The sequence below is a fragment of the Zunongwangia endophytica genome, assembly GCF_030409505.1.
Classification (GTDB): Bacteria; Bacteroidota; Bacteroidia; order Flavobacteriales; family Flavobacteriaceae; genus Zunongwangia; species Zunongwangia endophytica.
Map to the genome: position 1 here is coordinate 4,133,102 of NZ_JAUFPZ010000002.1, position 14,358 is coordinate 4,147,459.

The window sequence follows — 14,358 nt, forward strand, 5'->3', positions numbered from 1 at the left end:
TTTAGACTTCTCAATTCCCAATGATTTTCAACTTAAAATCAGCATTCAGAATTTTTCCAATCTAATTTTTTTCAGAATATAAAAGAGAAAATCTTACCTCAAATCTTCTTTTAATCGCTCTCTAAGTTCGTCGTTACTTTCAAACATGGTGAATTCTCCGTCACGGATATAAGAGATTTGTCCGGTTTCTTCGCTAACTACTAAAGCAAGTGCATCGGTCTTTTCTGTAATTCCTACAGCCGCACGGTGACGCAGACCAAAACGGAGTGGGATAGAGCGGTCGTTCGAAACCGGTAGGATTACACGAGTAGCAGTGACTTTATTTTCCTCTATAACCATCGCACCATCATGAAGCGGACTATTTTTAAAGAAAATCGACTCGATAATAGGTTGGTTCAATTCGATATTCATCTCGTCTCCGCTATTCTTTACAAAATCTAGTTTGTTACTTCTTTTAATTACGATTAAGGCTCCTGTTTTACTGCGTCCCATCGTTTCGCAAGCATCGACTACGATGTCTACTTTGGTAGCGCTATCATCAGAGTCATCATTACGTGTAAACTTAAGACTTCTAAAAAACCGACCATTTTTAGTAATATTAGCAGAGCCGATCATGAGTAAGAATTTTCTAATTTCCTGCTGAAAAACAACAATTAGAGCAAACATTCCAACTCCTACAAATTGATCTAGCACGCTACTTAAAAGCTCCATTTGGAGTAATTGAGTAAGTCGCCACACCAGATAAATAATCACGATACCAATAAAAATATTTACCGCTACCGTTCCTCTTACCAGTTTATAAACATAGTAGAGTAACATGGCGATAAGTAAAATATCGAGAATATCCAGAAAACGAATACTTAATATATCCAAATTGCGAGGTTTTATGTAAAAATAGAAAATTAAAGATTATTTGTTGAAATGTGCTACTAATTTTATGCATTCCATTGCTTCTTTAACATCATGAACCCTAAGAATAGAAGCTCCTTTAGTTAGCGCTAATGTATTTAAAATACTTGTGCCGTTAAGTGCTTCAGTAGGTTGGATATCTAATGTTTTATGAATCATTGTTTTTCTTGAAATTCCGATTAAAAGCGGAAGATCAAATGGCGTAAAAAGATCAGATTTTTTCAGCAATTCAAAATTTTGATCTATAGTTTTAGCAAATCCGAAACCAGGATCTAATATAAGATCGTTAATTTCTAAAGCCCTTGCCTGTTTAATTTTTTCTGAAAAATAAAAAGTTATGTCGGTTACTAAATCTTCATAATCGGTTAATTGCTTCATGGTTTTTGGCGTACCACGCATATGCATCATAATATACGGAACCTGATATTGGGCAATTACGTGCATCATTTTATCATCTAAATTTCCGGCAGCAATGTCGTTGATGATTGCAGCACCGCTTTCGATAGCTTCCGCAGCTACTTTGCTTCTAAAAGTATCTACAGAAATTAAAATTTCAGGAAAATGTTTTATTAATACTTCAATCGCAGGTATTACTCTCTGTAATTCTTCAGTTTCTGAAACATCATTAGCATCTGGCCTGCTACTATAGCCGCCAATATCGATAAAAGTGGCGCCCTGCCTCAGCATAATTTCGGCTTTCCTCAGCAATTCAGTTTCGTTCTGCGTTCTGCTATTTTCAAAAAAAGAATCGGGTGTAGTATTTAATATTCCCATTACTTTGGGAGTAGAAAGGTCGATAAGCTTGCCTTTGCAATTGATCGTCATGCAATTAGAATTTTAAGATTTGGAGTGTTTTAAAATAATTTTGACCAGTTGGAATATTTGCCCGAAATTTACGCAAATTACCACGGTTTTATGCAAGATACCTCGAAACAATACGATGCGGTGATCGAAATTTGTCGCAGTTTGTTTACCCAGAAAATGAAAGATTACGGTTGCGCTTGGCGAATTTTAAGATTACCGTCGTTAACCGATCAAATCTTTATTAAAGCACAGCGAATAAGAAAACTTCAGGAAAATGAGGTAAGAAAAGTAGATGAAGATGAGAAATCTGAATTTATTGGAATTATCAATTATTCCATTATGGCGCTTATTCAGTTAGAAAAAGGTATTGCAGATCAGCCGGATTTAGCGGCCGAAGAAGCTACAAAGCTTTACGATGAAAAAATAAAGGCTACCAAAGAGTTAATGATGGATAAAAATCACGATTATGGTGAAGCCTGGCGTGATATGCGAATTAGTTCGCTAACGGATTTAATTCTTCAGAAATTATTACGCGTAAAACAAATTGAAGATAATAAAGGGAAAACCTTAGTAAGTGAAGGCATCGATGCCAATTATCAGGATATGATTAATTATTCGGTATTTGCCATGATTCATTTTGCGGAAGCTGAAGAAAAATAATCTCGAAAAACCACCAATATTAAGATGAAGTTATTAGTGAAATTTGCCCGGATCTTTGTTGGGATACTTTTTATATTTTCAGGATTTATAAAGCTGAATGATCCTATTGGCTTCTCTTTTAAACTTCAGGAATATTTTTCACCAGAAGTTTTGGGGCTTGATTTTCTTTCACCTTTTGCATTAGTAATCGCCATTTTGATTTGCATTTTTGAGCTGGTATTAGGAATAATGCTGCTTATAGGCTATTTGCCAAAATTCACGGTATGGAGCTTACTTTTAATGATCATTTTCTTTACGTTTCTAACTTTTTATTCGGCTTATTTCAATAAAGTGACCGATTGTGGATGTTTTGGAGATGCAATTCCGCTCACCCCCTGGCAAAGTTTTACGAAAGATGTTATTCTACTGGTTTTCATTTTAATATTGTTCTTTAATAAGAAAATGATAAATCCGGTTTTTGTTCCTGCAAGTCATCGTTGGATCATTTTCTTAAGTTATATGCTTTGTTTTTTATATACGTATTACGTCTTAATGCATTTGCCGGTGTTCGATTTTAGACCTTATAAAGTAGGGAATAATATACCAGAGCTTCGTGATGTTCCAGAAGATGCTGCTAGCGATGTTTTTGAATATCACTGGAAATTTAATGTAAACGGAGAAGAAGAAATTGTAGTAACCAACGGTAATTATCCGCAGCACGAAGGTGAGTTTATAGAAGTAAATACTGAAATGATCGAGGAAGGCTACGAGCCGCCAATTCACGATTTTCAGATTCTGGATGATGGAGAAGATATTACCGATGAAATTCTTGCAGCAGAAAAAGTTTTATTAATTGTAGCTTACGATCTAAGCCTTACTGAAAAAGAAGGATATAAAAATATCGAGATTTTAGAATCTGAAGCGAATAAAAAGGGTTATAAAGTTGTAGGGCTAACAGCTTCAGGAGATGCGCTTAAATCTCAGATAAAAGAACAATTCAATCTTGATTTTCCTTTTTATCAAACCGATGCTACTGCACTTAAAACAGTAGTAAGGGCTAATCCCGGAATATTGATTTTACAACACGGTACAATTACACAAAAAAAGCACTGGTCTGATGCTTCAGCTATAAAATTATAATCAATTTCTAAAAAGTCTTAGAAGAATGATAAAAAGCTATAAATGCCTTTCGTCTAACGGAAGTTTGTGTGATTGAATCGGTATATTTGTAGAAATCAGCTTAAAATTAAATAATTTAGAACATTACATTATGAGAAAAAATATCGTAGCCGGAAACTGGAAAATGAATAACGACCTCGCACAAACCCAGGAAATTATTGCAGATCTTAAAAAGCAAATGTCTGGTGAGCCAGCAGCAACAGTAATGGTAGCGCCAACTTATACCAACTTATATCCTGCATTCGAAGCTTTAAAAGACACACCTGTTATCGTTGCCGCACAAAATATGCATCAGGAAGCTAACGGTGCTTTTACTGGAGAAATTTCTGCAGCGATGCTTAAAAGTGTAGGAGTAGAGACCGTAATTTTAGGACACAGTGAACGACGCGCTCAGTTTAAAGAAAGCAACGAGCTTTTAGCAAAAAAAGTAGATGTAGCTTTAGAAAACGAGATGACGGTTATCTTTTGTTTTGGTGAAGAATTAGAAGATCGTAAAGCAGAAAAGCATTTTGATTTAGTTGAAAGTCAGCTTAAAGAAAGTTTATACCATCTTTCTAAAGAGAGCTGGAAAAATATTATCCTTGCCTACGAACCGGTTTGGGCTATTGGTACGGGAGAAACTGCATCGCCAGAGCAAGCTCAGGAAATGCATGCATTTATTAGAAAAAGTGTGGCAGATAAATTTGGTAGCGAAATTGCCGATGAGGTTTCTATCCTTTACGGAGGCAGTTGTAAGCCTGGAAATGCTAAAGAAATCTTCGCAAATGAAGATGTAGATGGTGGGTTAATAGGTGGAGCTAGCCTTAAGGCAGAAGACTTTTTAGCAATCGTGAACTCATTTTAAGAATGGCATCAAATTATCTCGAATTTCAGTTTAAAATAAATCCACCAGTACCTGCTTCAGAAATATTAATTGCTGAATTAGGGTCTTTGGAATTTGAAAGTTTTGTAGAAAATGAAGATGGCGTTACAGCTTATATTCTGAAAGAAGAATTTCAGGAAGATATGCTGGCTGAAGTTCAGATATTAGATTCCGAGGAATTTGAAATCTCCTATTCTTCTTCTGAAATCCAACAGGTGAATTGGAATGAAGAATGGGAGAAAAATTTTCAACCCATTGTGGTTGATGATATTTGTAGCGTACGCGCACCGTTTCATCCAAAACCAGAAACTGAATTCGATATTGTAATCGAACCAAAAATGAGTTTTGGGACGGGACATCATGCTACTACGCATATGATGATTCAGTTTATCTTAAAGAATAGCTGGAAAGGCAAATCAGTCTTAGATATGGGCTGTGGAACTGGTGTTCTTGCGATTCTTAGTGCACAAAAAGGAGCAACTCCGGTAGAAGCTATAGATATCGATAACTGGTGCTACTTAAACACGCTTGAAAATATTGAACGTAATAATGTTCCTAACATTAAAGTTAAAGAAGGAGGAGCAGAACTATTAGGTGACAATAAATATGATGCTATAATAGCGAATATTAACCGAAACATTTTGCTGAATGATATGTCCAAATACGCTTCAGTTTTAAAATCTGGTGGAGATTTGTATCTCAGTGGATTTTATAAAGAAGACATTCCTATTATCCGGGAAGCTTGTGAAAAACTTGAATTGAAATTCCAGGAAAATCTGGAAAAAGACAAGTGGGTAGCAGTAAAGTTTTCGAAGTGAGCGTATTAAAGATAGAATTTGTATTTTTGTAGTGTTTGAATAAAATTTTTATCCCCATGAGTACTCAAGAAGAAGTTTTAGAAAAGGTTGAAACCAAAGTAGATAAAGAGAACGAGATCGTCTTATTTAATGATGATTATAATACATTTGATCACGTAATTGAAACCTTAATTTACGCTTGCGATCATACTCCAGAGCAGGCAGAGCAATGCTCTATTTTGGTGCACTACAAAGGCAAGTGTACCGTTAAAACCGGCGCTTTTGAAGATTTAAGACCTAGATGTTCTAAGTTATTAGATGCAGGTTTGAGCGCAGAAATTGTTTAAGATTAATTTCTTCGGAAAAAATATTAAAAAAACTTTTCACAATTTAAAATTAATAATATATTTGCACCCGCTTAGCGCTGTAGAGGGTTAAGCAAATATTTAAGGCCTCGTGGCGCAACTGAATAGCGCATCTGATTACGGCTCAGAAGGTTGCAGGTTTGAATCCTGCCGAGGTCACTTTTAAAGAAGATAGAAAGAACTAAAACCCTGTAAACGATATGATTTACAGGGTTTTATGTTTTTAGAGGGTTTTATTTGTGAGCGATTTATTACCTTTAATAGTTCACAGATCGTCAACATAATTTTATTCTGTCAACATGTTGACACTTTGATTACCAGTGACTTAAAATTTGTTAATTTGACTTTCGTCTTTACTGAGTATTAACTTAAAGACGACAACTATGCGTAGTCCAAAAACTTTTTCAATTTTATTCTGGGTGTACTCCTCCAGAGTAAAAAACAATCTAACCAATCTTTATGTACGAATTTCCCTGAATAACAAGCGGGTTAACGTGAGCTTAAAATCGAAAATTCCATATGACTTATGGGATGCCTCAGCCCAACGGCTAAATGGTAATTCGAGACTAGCCAAAGAATTGAATCAATTAATAGATGAGACCCGAACAAAAATTTTCCAGAACTATCAGGATTTGCGATTCCAGAATAAAGAGGTGACAGCAGAACTTTTAAAAGCCAATTTTTTAGGAGAAGGTCCAAAAGACAAGTCATTGCTTGATATTTTAGAATATCATGGTCAAAAGATTAAAGGAACCCTTGCGAAGGGATCAATTCGTAATTTTAAGGTTACCGAGAACTATATTCATCGGTTTTTAAGAGAGGAGCTTAAAACGAATTCTATTTATCTCAGTGAGCTTAATTATAAGTTCATCAATGATTTTGCAAATTTTCTTTTCACCTATTGGCCAAAGGGGCATGTCAATGCTATGAGTCATAATACAGTAATGAAGCATATACAGCGCTTACGAAAAATAGTTACCTTAGCATTTCATTTGGAATGGGTAGACAAAGATCCTTTTATCCGTTGGAAGCCCACTTTTGAAAAAAAAGAGCGGGATTTTCTAAACCCGAATGAACTTAAAGTTATTGAGGATTTCAATTTTTGTAATGAGCGATTGGATAGAGTAAGGGATTTATTTGTGTTTAGTTGCTATACCGGAATTAGTTTTTCAGATATCAATAATTTGACTAGGGATAATATTATGATAGGTTTAGATGGTCGGAAATGGATATTTACCTTTAGAAATAAAACAAAGACCAAAGTCAAAATTCCGTTACTGCATAAAGCATTAATGGTTATTGAGAAATATGAGGATCATCCAATGGTTCAGATTACTGAGAGTCTTTTGCCTGTTATTACCAATGTAAAAGTGAATCTGTATCTTAAAGAAGTCGCAGAAATTTGTGATATAAAAAAGAATCTTACTTTTCATATGGCTCGACATACTTTTGCCACCACAGTAACACTGGCAAATGGTGTTCCTATAGAAACAGTTTCCAAACTATTAGGACATACTAAGATTGCAACCACTCAAATTTATGCCAGAGTCTTAGAGGATAAGTTGAGTAAGGATATGTCTGATCTTAGTAAGAAATTACGGGGAATATAAATTGGATAAAACTTCCATACAAAAAGGATAGTTATAAGAAGCTATCCTTTTCGTTGATTTAAATTTCGATGTAAGCTAGCATAATCTTCTATTGATATGACAAAAACACTAAGTAAACTATTATAAAAAATCTAAAGTCTCTTTTTCAGCAATACCTTCCTGCTCCCATTTAACTCCTGCAATTCCAATTGCAATTTCTCCTTACTTCCTAATACAAATTTGGGCAGCACATACACCAAGGGTACCGATTGGCTGTTATAGATCTTCGAAGGCATTTTGTAGGCATAGATTGGTTTCATTTCCAGTTTTTGAAAGGATGATTTTCTTTTTTTGTTGCCACTAACGCGGTATACCTTCAGAAAATCTATTTCGAACGTGATTCCCGAAGTATTGGTAAGTTCCATTACCAGATAGGTTTCTGATGCATTGTAGGCGATCCGTTGTAACTGAAGCTTGATGCCTCTCTTACGTTTGGTCTTGGACTGTTTTTTTCCTGATTTCATCAGATACTCTGAAAACCGCTGAAAATATTCCTGTCGCTTTTCCAAACCATCCTTTTTTTCTTTTGAAAGCTTGAGGATCACTTTGGCCGGGATTTCCGTTCCAATATTTTCGTCTGTGGAAATAAAATAATTCAGTTTGGAAAGTTCTTTGGTATATTTCAGCATATATGAGTAGACTTTCCCATCATCGGTGACCACCAAAAGGTTACTTTCTTCTCCGGATTGAGCCTGTAATAAACCAAAATACTGCTGCTTTTCGCGGTTATAGGTAAACACGAAATGAGATGCTCCTGTTATGCCCTGTCGGATAGCACTGGGGAAAAACAAGGCTACGTTCTTCTTATCATTCGCATATAAGGTATCTAACGCCTTTTGGGCATTGACTGGACTTATCAAAGCCAGTAATAATATAATAGTAAATGTTCTCATAAGATTTGATTTTAAGAATTTGTTTGTGGTATTTTTAATAGTAATTGATAACCGTCAAGTACGGTCACTTTAACCTGACGGTTACTCCTTCTAAAAAGCTGTTTGATACCGCTCACCTGTGGTACTCCCGGCACTTCAAGTTCATCCACGACATCACCTATTACCTGACGGCGCACCTCTTCCCGGAAACTGTTCTCGATATAAATCCCTTCACTGCCATCGGCCAGGTCATAGGCCTCATAGGAAACCGGTCTGCCATTAATATGCTCGATAGTAAGTAGGGTGCGATTGGGTTTAAAACTCACAAAGCCATACAGAAGGGTATTTTTGGACACCCATTTTCCATCGATCAGGGCAGCTCGCGAAAGCCGCATTCGAAGCCGGTAATGTTGTTTGATGGTCTGTGTACCATCAACTTGGACATACAATTGCCCGTCTGTGTTTTGGGATAGGATATTTAAATTCTCTTTTGGCTCCGAGGCAAAAAAGAGTTGATGTTCCAACCCCATTTCTTTGGCGGCTTCTTCCCGTTCTTTTTTATTGATTTTTTTGGATAACGTATCATTTTGGGATGAAGCAGGGGTTAGGGGAACTGATTGGTCTTGCCGGTAGGTACTGTTGGTGTAATCAATATTCCCTTGCGAATAAATACTGTCAATCATCCGTCTTTTTTCTTTATCCATTAGGTCAGGATCATAATTTCCGGTAGCGTCCAGCAGCTCTTCATCATAGACGCTTGGTGCATTGATCTGACGTTCCTCTTTGATGCTTTCCAGGGCTTCCATTTTTGTTTCATATTGTTTTTGGTCGCCCCCTAATTTGGGAACCGGTACCTGATGGTTATCGATAGTGGTTTCTTCGTCCTTGCCAAAAGTGATGATGGAATAGGCAACGATAAACAGGACGACACTGGCCACAATCAGTATCATTACGATTTTATTCTTTTGAAGTTTCATACATATGGATTTAGTAATAAGTATTATTCAGGGTTAATTTTGCGAAGGCTATTTTCAAAAAAGTCGGTGATGAGCAGTCCGTGCGGATTGTGCGGAAAATTGCGGTCGACCTGCAACAGTTTTCCAGTCGTTTTCAATTCATAGCGGTCAGTTACCGATCCACGGTTAATCTCAAAGACGGTGGTGGTGCTAAATTGGTAGGGTTGATTTTGAAGGTCAACCTGCGAATCAATACTAATGACCTTTTGTACCAGGGAATACTGCAAAAGCCGGTTATAGACCCCTTCGGCCTGTTTTTGCTGATAGAGGTCGGATACGGAACTGTTTCCCAGCCATAGGCTCTTTTCGATATTACTTTTGTAATTGTTGGCATTAAGCCCATAAAAATAGCGATGGAACAGTTCCAGATGGGCCAGGGCTTCGACCTTCAGGTTTTCCCGTTGCTTCAACACTTTCAGGGGAATAACGCTACCGTCCCCATTAACCACAAAAGCATTGTTCTGGGATTCCCGGTGGAGTTTGATGACCATTAGTACGGAAATGATACAGACCACGGCCGAGCAAAATACCGAGGAGAGGACGATAAAACGATTGGTCCGTAAGACCTTGTAAATATTTTGATAGGGTATTTTCATTTTGTGTTAGATTTATACGGTTCTTAAAACATTAATCTCCAGTAAAGAGTCGCAGGGTAAAGGTGCTTGCCTTGCGGTAGAGCTTAAATTTGAGCAGGACGATAAAACCGATGGAGGCACATTCGATGACAGGTGCAAAAAACTCGCCTCCCCAGTCCGTTCCGAATAGGTCGCTCCAAAAATGGCTATTGATTTCGGTATAGAGGTTATTGATAAAAATATTGACCAGAAAGAAGGCCGGCACAAGCATATATACCCCGGCATAGAGCTTAAAAAAGGTATAGGCCAGGGAACGGAATTTCTCAAATACCGCCAGGCTTATCACCAGCGGAAAAAAAGCCTGCATTATTCCCAATAGAAAATAGCGCTCCGCCAAAAAGAGCGGATAGATAAACAGATCCAACAGCCATAGGACTACCCCAATGATAAAAGCAAGAATTTTAAGTCCGTATAGCGGGGTTACCAAGGCTTCGTATAACAGTGCCAGTGCTTTTTTGGCGGCCGCCACGGCACCCACATCCCGTTCAAGATCAACATCACTAAGCTGCAAGGGGAGGAGTGCCGGGGCCGTATCCCGGTATTGGTCTTCTATAGCCACGAGAATAGTATCAAATACATCCAATACCTGTGTAGAGAAAATAACCAGCAGGACAATGGCAAAGTTTTTAAAAAGTTCGGTCGGGTGTAATCCCCAGGTATGTCCATCGGTCGCAGCCACCCCTTCATTATATTTTTTAAGGATATTGATCAGGAAAAACAATACGGCCAGTGTTTTCATCCCGGTAATGGTATACTGGGAAAAATCACTGTCTTTGATCGTTTGAAAGACCGTATCTATATATTCCAATCCTAAACCTGGACTTATCACAGTATTCGTCATTTCATTTAGGCTTTTTATTAAATCCCACTTAGTGGGCGGTTATTGATATGATCCTGCATTTTCCGAAAGGAAATGATTTCCTTGTACCGACGTGTTTTGTTCTGCACCTCGGCGACCATCTCATTGGATCTTGTTTCATAATCTTTTAATACGGTAGCTCTTTCCGCATCGCTCATTTTTAGATAATCACTGGTCAGGATTTTGTTTACATAATCCACGCTTTCCATCGAACGGTCAATAATTTCCTCAAAGGAGGCTGTCACCCGGTTGATTTCATCGGGTTTGATATACGGGGAGTTGAGGATTTCTTGCAAATCGCCCTGCACCATATTAAAGAGGTACTGGTTATTCTGAATCAATTTTCCTACGGCATCCAATTGCTGAATCACATTGCTTACCTGTTCGATCCGTTCTTTCTGTTGTTTAAGAAACTCGACGGTCTTTAGTAAGTTCGAGGTTTGTTTTGCGGATTCGATCAGCTGTTTGGCCAGGCTGATAAAATTCGTGTTATCATACACTGGCATTCCCTGGGCCACCATGTGGCCTGATGAAAAGAGAGCAAGGGATAAGGTTACCAAGAATCTTTTGATGTTTCGATTTAGAGGATATTTCATAGAATGTTGATTTAGGGTTATACTTTTTCTTTTAGGAAGAATTCAATGGCCTTTTCCATATCATTGGTTTGTTTATAAATGGCCATTATGGTCTGGTTCTCACTACCATCGGTCAGGTAGGCCGCATAGACTTCTGGGGGGACTTCCAAACGGAACACGTTGCTTTCTTTACCTATTTTGATAAACATTTCGGTGTATTTCCGCTCGCCGGTAAGATTGTTACGAATGGAATATAACTGGTTCAGATCGTGAGCAGAGAGGTTCAGGCGTTTCTGCAATTCGCCATAACCTTTTTCATTACGAAGGCTATAGATCACCTGGGTGTTTTCCAGAATACTGGCCGAAGTTGAATTGTTGGGCAACTGGTTGATGGATTGCAGGATAATCCCGATAGCCCCGTTTTGTTTTCGGATGGCCTGGTAATAGAATTCCACACTTTCCAAAACATTGTCAAACTTCAGTTGCTTGGCAAATTCATCAAAAAGGATAATGCCTTTTTCAGACCGGTTTTGCCAGATCGTACGCTCAATGGCTGATTTGATCAGTTTGAGCATTACCGAGAGGATTTCCTTATTGTCACGGACTTCATCCAGTTCAAAAACGATCATCCGTTTGTCTTCGATCTTATAGGTTTGATCGGCCCCCACGTTAAATAGAAAGCTGTAAAGGCCTCCCTCCACATATTCCGAAAGAATATGCAGGAAATCATATGTACTGAAATGCGCCTCCCGGATTCCTAATCTTTGTATGAGCGTATCTTTATTTTTATCAACAAAGTGGTATAAAGAAGCTAGCGAATGCTTATCCCGGATTTGCTGGTAATACTGTAAGAGCACCTTTTTCATTGCTACTTCCTTGCCTTTGGATACTTTTTGACCTTCAGCCAGAAGTTCCAGAAGGAATACCGAAAGATCTTCCAGACGTTCGGGAGTAAGATCTGCTTCCTTAGAAATATAAAATGGGTTAATCCCTAAGTTTTTTCCCTGCTCGTAGCGTAAAATAGTATGATCGTTGGGATAGAGTTTGGCGAATTTGGAATAGGAACCGCCCAGATCGATGATGACCAAGCGTACACCGCTCTCAAAATATTGGCGCAGGATGTTATTGGCCAAAAAGGATTTTCCTTCCCCCGTGGGAGCGAAGATGGCAAAGTTGCGTGCCTTGATACGTTTCTTTTTTTCATCCCATACATCCTTTAGGACCGGGATATTATGTTGGCGGTCATTAAAAATAATCCCGGTATGATCTGAGCGGTAATTGGTATTATTGATGTATAAGCATAGGGCGTGCTTAAGATCGGTTACGTAAAGATCTTCATTAGAAAAATTGGAGGCAAAACAAGGATAGGAATTTAAAAAATAATGCTTACGCTCTTCTCCTTTGGGATAGTATGGAAGCATATCCAGTTCCTTAAATTCTGTTTTGATTTTAGAAGCTATCCTACTGAGTTGTTCTGCTTCCTCAGACCAAAAAATAATGTTGAAATGGCCACGGATAATCCGTGAACTTTCATCTTCATTGATGCGATTAACGATCTCACGGATTTTCTTTAATACCACTTTGTTTTGGGTTCCGAAGTTGGAGCTCTTGGAAAGCTCCTCGATTTTCTTTTCCAATACTTTTCGCCATTTGTGCTTATCATCCAGGTAAAGGATGTGGTTGATGATATGGTCTTCTTCCAAATCCAATCCTAAGCCATCGATAAAGCCCTGATGAAAAGTGAAATGATCAGAAGTGAATTTTTCATTGACTTTGCTACTTTGCAGGCTTTCCCCAAAGCACTGTTCACTATTGATTGCCAGTATATCAAAATGGTGTTCACCAATGGCAATTCCGTTTTGATCCAGCCTGATATCCGTATCTACGTCCTGGTGGAACCCGTTGAAATAGGAGTGGGTGAATTCCAAAATAGCATCTTGACCTAAAGGGGAAATATTTATTTTTCTACTGTTATTAATAAAGGATACAGCATCGTTCACCGCCCCAATAAATTCCCTGACCTGGTGATCCAACTTTTTATGAATGCCTTTTTCGGTCTTCCGAAACGGGTTGACATATTTGGAAGCTTTTAGATGCTTGTCCAGAGGAAGCACAAAAAACAGGTAGCTTTGGTGCTGTAAGTACTCCCGATTTTTAAAATAATAATGGGTGGCTTTTTGCAGGAAGGTGTCGCAAGGAAGTTCTTCAGCCGTATAAGTTGATTTTCGGTAATTATCCTGTTTCTGGATAACGGTTCCAGCCGGCAGTGATTTGAAGGCCTGAAACCAACTTGCGTGCAGATCTTCAAAATCTTTTTCCGAGAGGGAATAAATTTCGGGCAGCGATACCTGGTAACCGAGCACGATATTGCCATTGGATGCAAAAAGTACATTATTCTGAATATCCAGGATGGGATGGTAAGCCGAAAGGTTAATCTTTTTCATCATAGAACGGGCTTAATTTCTTGTTGCTGATATTTCGTGGAAATACTTTCTGGAAATGGAATAGTCCCGGATGCTGAACAAGTTTGTTCAGCAAAACATACAGGGCGATATTCCATAGCAGTATCGTTGCAATCATCCCTAGGCTAAAAGAGAAAATGATGAGCAGTAGGGAGGCGATCACCGAGATCATTTGCAAGGCAAAAAAGGAGAGGGGGAGCCCTAAAATCATTGCCCGTTTTCGAATGTTTTTATAGGGAATAAACTTTTTCATAAGGAAGTTTATTTTTATTGAATGATAGAGGCTTACACCACTATTCCGATGAGATAAGTAAAGATGCCCACTACGGCACCGGCGATGAGTACAAACACGAGCACACGGGTAATCCCTTTTTTCAGATCGGCATTTTCCCCAAAGAAATGCCCGGCATTAAATAGGAAACCGACCAAAAAGATGACCCCCAGGATAATGGGGAATATGGACCGGATGGTGTTGGAAATATCATTGACGGAATCTTCAATACCGCCAATTTGGGCAAATAAGGAAGTAGATAATAGCGAAAACAAACTCGCCAGGTAAATAGATTTTTTCATAACGGAACGTTTTAAATTTTTGATTCGTTTTCGTTATGAGAAAATTAATGATTTAAGGTTTTAAATAATTGAAAATCAATTTATTGTGAATAAAATATTATTTATATGGTATTGATTTTCAATGGTATGATTTGCCATTAAATTTTATGAAATTTGGAAGGG

Annotated in this window: 16 protein-coding genes and 1 tRNA gene; 7 read left to right on the plus strand and 10 right to left on the minus strand. The window is 38.0% G+C overall.

Annotated elements, in window-relative coordinates; genetic code table 11:
* Positions 1–93: 93 nt before the first annotated feature.
* Together cdaA and folP are read right to left on the minus strand one after the other, a co-directional pair.
* Positions 94–873 carry a diadenylate cyclase CdaA gene (gene cdaA / locus QWY91_RS18155; protein ID WP_290236920.1) on the minus strand — a complete coding sequence of 260 codons (780 nt, stop codon included), beginning with the start codon at positions 871–873 and terminating at the stop codon, positions 94–96.
* 36 nt (positions 874–909) lie between these two features.
* Positions 910–1,734, minus strand: a complete 825-nt coding sequence (folP, locus tag QWY91_RS18160; RefSeq protein ID WP_290236921.1) for a dihydropteroate synthase — start codon at positions 1,732–1,734, stop codon at positions 910–912.
* Positions 1,735–1,824: 90 nt separating this feature from the next.
* Here folP and QWY91_RS18165 point away from each other — a divergent pair, with 90 nt between their 5' ends.
* The 7 genes from QWY91_RS18165 (at position 1,825) to QWY91_RS18195 (ending at position 7,165) form a co-directional block, all read left to right on the plus strand.
* Positions 1,825–2,373: a DUF1599 domain-containing protein gene (locus QWY91_RS18165; protein ID WP_290237128.1), complete on the plus strand. Its 549-nt coding sequence runs from the start codon at positions 1,825–1,827 to the stop codon at positions 2,371–2,373.
* A 24-nt stretch (positions 2,374–2,397) separates the two neighbouring features.
* Positions 2,398–3,492 carry a BT_3928 family protein gene (locus QWY91_RS18170; protein ID WP_290236922.1) on the plus strand — a complete coding sequence of 365 codons (1,095 nt, stop codon included), beginning with the start codon at positions 2,398–2,400 and terminating at the stop codon, positions 3,490–3,492.
* Positions 3,493–3,622: 130 nt separating this feature from the next.
* Complete coding sequence (tpiA, locus tag QWY91_RS18175; RefSeq protein ID WP_290236923.1) at positions 3,623–4,375, plus strand: triose-phosphate isomerase; 753 nt, start codon at positions 3,623–3,625, stop codon at positions 4,373–4,375.
* 2 nt (positions 4,376–4,377) lie between these two features.
* Positions 4,378–5,211, plus strand: a complete 834-nt coding sequence (gene prmA, locus QWY91_RS18180; protein ID WP_290236924.1) for a 50S ribosomal protein L11 methyltransferase — start codon at positions 4,378–4,380, stop codon at positions 5,209–5,211.
* 56 nt (positions 5,212–5,267) lie between these two features.
* On the plus strand, positions 5,268–5,537 hold the full coding sequence (locus tag QWY91_RS18185; RefSeq protein WP_290236925.1) for an ATP-dependent Clp protease adaptor ClpS: 270 nt from the start codon (positions 5,268–5,270) through the stop codon (positions 5,535–5,537).
* 103 nt (positions 5,538–5,640) lie between these two features.
* A tRNA-Arg gene (locus tag QWY91_RS18190) sits at positions 5,641–5,714 on the plus strand.
* Between the two features lie 224 nt (positions 5,715–5,938).
* On the plus strand, positions 5,939–7,165 hold the full coding sequence (locus QWY91_RS18195) for a site-specific integrase (RefSeq protein WP_290236926.1): 1,227 nt from the start codon (positions 5,939–5,941) through the stop codon (positions 7,163–7,165).
* A gap of 131 nt (positions 7,166–7,296) precedes the next feature.
* Here QWY91_RS18195 and QWY91_RS18200 read toward each other — a convergent pair whose 3' ends face one another.
* The 8 genes from QWY91_RS18200 to QWY91_RS18235 are packed head-to-tail and all read right to left on the minus strand — an operon-like array spanning position 7,297 to position 14,196.
* On the minus strand, positions 7,297–8,097 hold the full coding sequence (locus tag QWY91_RS18200) for a DUF4138 domain-containing protein (RefSeq protein ID WP_290236927.1): 801 nt from the start codon (positions 8,095–8,097) through the stop codon (positions 7,297–7,299).
* A gap of 11 nt (positions 8,098–8,108) precedes the next feature.
* Positions 8,109–9,053: a conjugative transposon protein TraM gene (gene traM, locus QWY91_RS18205; RefSeq protein ID WP_290236928.1), complete on the minus strand. Its 945-nt coding sequence runs from the start codon at positions 9,051–9,053 to the stop codon at positions 8,109–8,111.
* Positions 9,054–9,076: 23 nt separating this feature from the next.
* Positions 9,077–9,688, minus strand: coding sequence for a conjugal transfer protein TraK (locus QWY91_RS18210; RefSeq protein WP_290236929.1), 612 nt, complete (start codon positions 9,686–9,688; stop codon positions 9,077–9,079).
* A gap of 31 nt (positions 9,689–9,719) precedes the next feature.
* The gene (locus QWY91_RS18215) at positions 9,720–10,568 is read right to left on the minus strand and encodes a hypothetical protein (protein ID WP_290236930.1); all 849 of its coding nucleotides are present in this window, start codon (positions 10,566–10,568) and stop codon (positions 9,720–9,722) included.
* A gap of 17 nt (positions 10,569–10,585) precedes the next feature.
* Positions 10,586–11,182: a TrbJ/VirB5 family protein gene (locus QWY91_RS18220; RefSeq protein ID WP_386270441.1), complete on the minus strand. Its 597-nt coding sequence runs from the start codon at positions 11,180–11,182 to the stop codon at positions 10,586–10,588.
* A gap of 17 nt (positions 11,183–11,199) precedes the next feature.
* Positions 11,200–13,605 (minus strand): TraG family conjugative transposon ATPase, encoded by a 2,406-nt coding sequence (locus QWY91_RS18225; protein ID WP_290237130.1) that lies wholly within the window; start codon positions 13,603–13,605, stop codon positions 11,200–11,202.
* Entirely contained in the window at positions 13,592–13,876 is a 285-nt protein-coding gene (locus QWY91_RS18230; RefSeq protein ID WP_290236931.1) for a hypothetical protein, read from the minus strand. The genes QWY91_RS18225 and QWY91_RS18230 overlap by 14 nt, the downstream gene beginning before the upstream one ends.
* Before the next feature lie 32 nt (positions 13,877–13,908).
* Positions 13,909–14,196, minus strand: coding sequence for a hypothetical protein (locus QWY91_RS18235; RefSeq protein ID WP_290236932.1), 288 nt, complete (start codon positions 14,194–14,196; stop codon positions 13,909–13,911).
* Positions 14,197–14,358 lie beyond the last annotated feature (162 nt).